At 46.7% G+C, this 5,127-nt stretch carries 6 protein-coding genes; 3 read left to right on the forward strand and 3 right to left on the reverse strand.

The window, feature by feature from the left end:
• The 3 genes from CAG65_RS07760 to ttcA form a co-directional block, all read left to right on the forward strand.
• Positions 1-680 (forward strand): FNR family transcription factor (locus tag CAG65_RS07760; protein WP_161453237.1); only part of this gene is annotated, 680 nt, incomplete at its 5' end.
• 134 nt (positions 681-814) lie between these two features.
• The gene (gene uspE, locus CAG65_RS07765) at positions 815-1,762 is read left to right on the forward strand and encodes a universal stress protein UspE (protein WP_021703272.1); all 948 of its coding nucleotides are present in this window, start codon (positions 815-817) and stop codon (positions 1,760-1,762) included.
• A gap of 143 nt (positions 1,763-1,905) precedes the next feature.
• On the forward strand, positions 1,906-2,841 hold the full coding sequence (gene ttcA, locus CAG65_RS07770; RefSeq protein WP_021703273.1) for a tRNA 2-thiocytidine(32) synthetase TtcA: 936 nt from the start codon (positions 1,906-1,908) through the stop codon (positions 2,839-2,841).
• Between the two features lie 35 nt (positions 2,842-2,876).
• Here ttcA and CAG65_RS07775 read toward each other — a convergent pair whose 3' ends face one another.
• Genes CAG65_RS07775 through CAG65_RS07785 form a run of 3 tightly spaced genes read right to left on the reverse strand, consistent with a single transcriptional unit; the run spans position 2,877 to position 5,124 of the window.
• Positions 2,877-3,533 carry a DUF2987 domain-containing protein gene (locus CAG65_RS07775; RefSeq protein ID WP_021703274.1) on the reverse strand — a complete coding sequence of 219 codons (657 nt, stop codon included), beginning with the start codon at positions 3,531-3,533 and terminating at the stop codon, positions 2,877-2,879.
• A 9-nt stretch (positions 3,534-3,542) separates the two neighbouring features.
• On the reverse strand, positions 3,543-4,331 hold the full coding sequence (locus CAG65_RS07780) for a glucosaminidase domain-containing protein (protein WP_161453239.1): 789 nt from the start codon (positions 4,329-4,331) through the stop codon (positions 3,543-3,545).
• Positions 4,324-5,124: a hypothetical protein gene (locus CAG65_RS07785; RefSeq protein ID WP_021703276.1), complete on the reverse strand. Its 801-nt coding sequence runs from the start codon at positions 5,122-5,124 to the stop codon at positions 4,324-4,326. Before CAG65_RS07785 ends, CAG65_RS07780 begins: the two co-directional genes overlap by 8 nt.
• Between the last annotated feature and the right edge of the window lie 3 nt (positions 5,125-5,127).

The following is a 5,127-nucleotide window of genomic DNA, read 5'->3' on the forward strand; positions in this document are numbered from 1 at the left end:
GTAGTATCAGTCAACTCTGCATTCCGTTTACGCTCAACGAAGCTGAACTGGATCAGCTTGATCAAATTATCGAGCGTAAAAAGCCGATTCAAAAAGGTCAGGAACTGTTTAAAGCAGGTGACGATCTGAAATCGCTTTACGCCATCCGCTCAGGTACGATCAAAAGCTATACCATCACAGAACAGGGTGATGAGCAGATCACTGCGTTCCACTTAGCCGGTGATTTGGTTGGTTTTGATGCGATTACTGGAGACAGCCACCCAAGCTTTGCTCAGGCTCTTGAAACATCGATGGTGTGTGAGATTCCGTACGAAATTCTGGATGACCTGTCAGGCAAAATGCCAAAGCTTCGTCAGCAAATCATGCGCCTGATGAGTAACGAAATTAAAGGCGACCAGGAAATGATCCTGTTGCTTTCAAAGAAAAACGCAGAAGAGCGTCTGGCGGCTTTCCTTTACAACCTCTCTACTCGCTTCTCCCAACGTGGCTTTAGTCCTCGTGAGTTCCGTTTAACCATGACACGTGGTGATATCGGCAACTATCTGGGTTTAACCGTAGAAACGATTTCTCGCCTTCTGGGCCGTTTCCAGAAATCAGAAATTTTGAGTGTGAAAGGCAAATACATCACTATTTTGAATCATGATGCCCTGATGGAATTAGCTGGCGTAACGTCAGAATAGTCAGTAATCTCAATGATGTAGCTCAAAGCTGAGCTACATCATAAATCTCCTCGCTTCTTCCCTTTTTTTCTAAACGTTCTCAACGATTTGCGCTACAGTAATCTTATGGTTCTCCTCCACGTTAAGGAGCTGGTATGAGTATCTATAGCAAAATTCTTGTCGTTGCTGACATCAATCATGATGAACAACCGGCGTTAGCCCGCGCAGTGCAACTGGCCGAGAAAAGCCGGTCTCGCAGCAGTGTGACTTTTTTCCTTTCCATTTATGATTTCTCCTACGACATGACCTCAATGCTTTCTGCAGAAGAGCGTGATGCAATGCGACGTGGTGTGATTCATCAGCGTGAGCAGTGGATGAGAAAAGTCGCAGAGCCATACATCAACAATTCGTTTGACTTCAATGTTGTCGTGGTCTGGCATAATCGCCCTTACGAGGCCATTATTGCCGAGGTCTTTTCAAACAGTCATGACATTCTGATCAAAGGCACCCGCAAACACGACGTGCTGGAATCGGTTATTTTCACCCCGACAGACTGGCATTTGTTGCGTAAATGCCCTTGCCCGGTCTTGCTGGTTAAAAATGCGTATTGGCCTGAAGATGCCAATGTGATTGCGTCTGTTCATGTGGGATCTGAAAACGACACCCACCTGGACCTCAACGATCGTATGGTGGAACAGTTGCAAAACATAGCAGATCGGTTTGGTGCGACGCCTTATTTGGTCAATGCTTATCCGGTTACGCCAGCCAATATTACGATTGAACTACCCGAGTTTGATCCGGCAACCTATACGGATGCCGTACGTGGCCATCATTTAACGTCCATGAAAGCACTACGCCAAAAACACGGTATTGCAGAAGAGCAAACCATCGTGGAGCAAGGCTTGCCTGAAGACGTGATACCAGAAGCGGCGGAGAAACTCAGTGCCGCCATGGTGATTCTCGGCACCACAGGACGTACAGGGCTGTCCGCTGTCTTTATTGGTAACACTGCTGAGCATGTTATCGATAAAATTAATTGTGATGTTCTGGCACTGAAACCCGCTGGTTACATCAGCCCGCTCGACCCGAACGAAGCCATCTGATGTGAATCCGAATCCGACAGTGAAAATCCCCGTTTGATACCGGGGATTTTTTTGTTCTAAGTACCGATTAGATCTGGTATCTCGCCTATATATCCGTATCATACGCACTTCATTTTTAATCACTGAATCAAGACTGCAAGCTGATGACTGAGCAAACTCAAGAGCGCACCAAAGCTCAACAATACAACTTCAATAAACTTCAGAAGCGTCTGCGCCGCAATACTGGCCAGGCTATCGCTGATTTTAATATGATTGAAGATGGCGACCGCATTATGGTGTGTCTGTCCGGTGGTAAAGACAGCTTTACCATGCTGGAGATCTTGATGAGTCTGCAAAAGAGCGCGCCAGTCTCGTTTGAACTGATAGCGGTAAACCTGGATCAGAAACAACCAGGGTTTCCTGAGCACATTCTACCTGAGTATCTCGATAGCTTAGGTGTAGAGTACAAGATCGTTGAAGAAGATACTTACTCCATCGTTCAGGATAAAATCCCGGAAGGTAAAACCACCTGCTCTCTTTGTTCACGTTTGCGCCGCGGTATTTTATACCGCACGGCGAAAGAACTGGGTGCTACAAAAATCGCATTGGGCCACCATCGTGACGACATCATTGAAACGCTGTTCCTGAACATGTTCTACGGCGGTAAAATGAAAGGCATGCCACCAAAACTGGTATCAGACAATGGTGAACACGTGGTGATTCGTCCACTGGCATATTGCCGTGAAAAAGACATTATTAAGTACTCTGAAATGCGTGCGTATCCGATCATCCCATGTAACCTGTGTGGCTCTCAACCAAATATGCAACGTCAGAACATCAAACAGATGTTGAATACCTGGGACAAGCAATTTCCAGGGCGCATTGAAACGATGTTCCGCGCGATGCAGAATGTGGTACCGAGCCATCTGGCGGATTTCGAGCTGTTTGACTTTAAATCGATCAATCGCGACTCTGGTGTAATCAACGGTGGCGATATCGGCTTTGATAAAGAAGAGATGCCGGCTCAGGTGATGGACGATGAAGAGCGCGTTCAGGAGTTCGATCCGAGCCTGAAGTTAGATGTGACAACGATTTCTTGATGCTAAAAAAGGTGACCCAGAGGTCACCTTTTTTATTACTTCTTTGCCTTGGGTAAATACGGAAGCACCCTGACGGTGTTTTCCGGTAAGATCATGTACCCGCCTTCGCCAATATCCGCCAACGCCACCTGAGCTTTGCCATTTTCAATGGCAATCGTGCGACCATCAGAAAGCTGGATCTCGCTGGTTAACTTGCTCGCAAACTCCAGTGTGACTCCCTCAACATCAGGCGTAAACCAGCTGGCAAACATGCCTCCCAAATCTTCTAGAATGGTCTGCATTTGCGGCAACAGCTTTTTGACCTCTTCGTAAGTCACTTTACCGTTCAGTGGTTCTTTGGTCATAACCACCATAGAAAAATCACACCGCTGATCCATTGGAGTGTGTACGAAGACCAAAGGATTGGCTTTACGCAAATTGTTGTCCAGCGGCACGATTAACTCTTTGTGAGGAGAGATGGTTAACTCTTCGTAATGTTCTTCTTTTTCCATCCAGGCTTTTTCAATGTTGCACAGCTGCTTGGAATCGGCGTTGACAAAGAAGAAGCCCACTTTGACGTCATCGTGCCCTTCTTTGCTGTTGGCTTTCATCTGAGAAAACAATTTGGAGTACGTGAACATGTATTCTTGAGCCTGACTTGGGAAGCCCATCAGCATGGTTGTTGCCAGTAAAGCGAGAGGTAGTTTTTTCATATCCTGTTCTTATTCTTCTATCCAGTAGGGTTCATTGTGTCGCATCATAGCCCGCAGATCGTTCACGTACTGCTGACCACGCTCTGAGTATTTCGTCAGCCCTTCACTCATCGCCATTGCGGCGTCCAGGCTCAACAAGTCATCACCTCGTTTATGCAGTTGATAGCGGATTTCCCGCAGATCATGATACGCCTGATTACGGTTCACATTCATGAAGTAGCCATGAATGGACTGTTGGGCGGAGCGGAATTTCTTTACTTGGTGGGTCATACCGTCCGGACGTTGGGACGGAACCAGCCCACAGCCTGTGGTATAGCACCATTGACCAAAATAATTGTTGGCTGCCCGGGCAAAACGAGAGGTTCCCCACGCCGATTCATTGGCAGCCTGAGTTAAGACTAACGCTTCTGGAATCACATCAACCCGATGCAACATGTCAGCCAGCCAGTTTTCATCCACTCCTTGGGCCGGAAGCTCAGTGTCGTACAACTTACCCAGGCGTTTAGCATATTCTGTATCTTCGTCGGTCAGTTGAGACGACCGATACTTCTTGTCAATGGACTCAAGTCTTATACGCTCTTTGAGGATGCGCTGATTCTCAAGCGCAATCCCGGGTTTGAGGTAGCTGAAAAACTGGTGCTTTCGTGTTGTGACATCTTGAATCGAGGCAAAGTCAGGTGCTTCGCCGACTTTGTGTCCTTCGAGACTAACCGATTCTTGCGGCGCTTGCGCGTAATACAAACTGCAGCTGACGATAAGGCCAGCTGCAGTAAGACTAATGAGGAGTTTTTTATGCATCAAAGAATGGAGAGCCTTTGTTCTGGTCGTTATTGCTTGAGTTATCCGTCGCGACAATTTTCAGGCGAATGCCGAACATGTTGCGGTAGATAATACCTTTAACATGGAAAAAGAACGGAAGCACGAAAATCAGTCCAATTCCGTAAAACATTGCTGCCGCGATGAACATCAGCATTAATAGCAGATAAATTCCCGCCAAGACAAAAATCTTTTTGTTAACGGCACGCAGTGACAGCAGCAATGCCTGCATTGGCGGAATACGTTTTTCACAGATTAACAAAATCGTATTGCTGAAAGCCAGTGACAGATACATCGATAAAAATGGCAGAATCATCCCGGCTAGCCACTGCAACAATAAACTGAACAATGTAGCGAGAATGACCGGAACGGTAAACTGAAGTCCTTTCGTTATGTGGCGTGATTTGGTGTTGAGACCGGCTGCATGGCTCATAGCCATCATACAAATGCCTGCGTAGATAGGCGCACTGATGACTTCGTAACTGAAGTTGGCGATGAAAATTGCCTGAAATACACCGGGATCCATGTTTTCCGGATCCACCACTATATTGAAAATTACCGACGGATCACCCAGCTGCAGTTTCAATGCGACGTAGAAAATCGCGATCTGCACGACCAGTAGCATCACAATCGCCGGGGAGAAGGAAAGAAAATGCTTAATCGTATGGTTCCAGGCTTCTTTGAATACATCCGCTGCTTTCAAGTCATACTGGCCTGAAATCGCCGTTTCGATGTTACCGCCTAAGTTAATGTCTTTCTCGAAGTCACTGTTCATATA

It is taken from the genome of Vibrio sp. V39_P1S14PM300, from assembly GCF_009904765.1.
GTDB lineage: Bacteria > Pseudomonadota > Gammaproteobacteria > Enterobacterales > Vibrionaceae > Vibrio > Vibrio proteolyticus.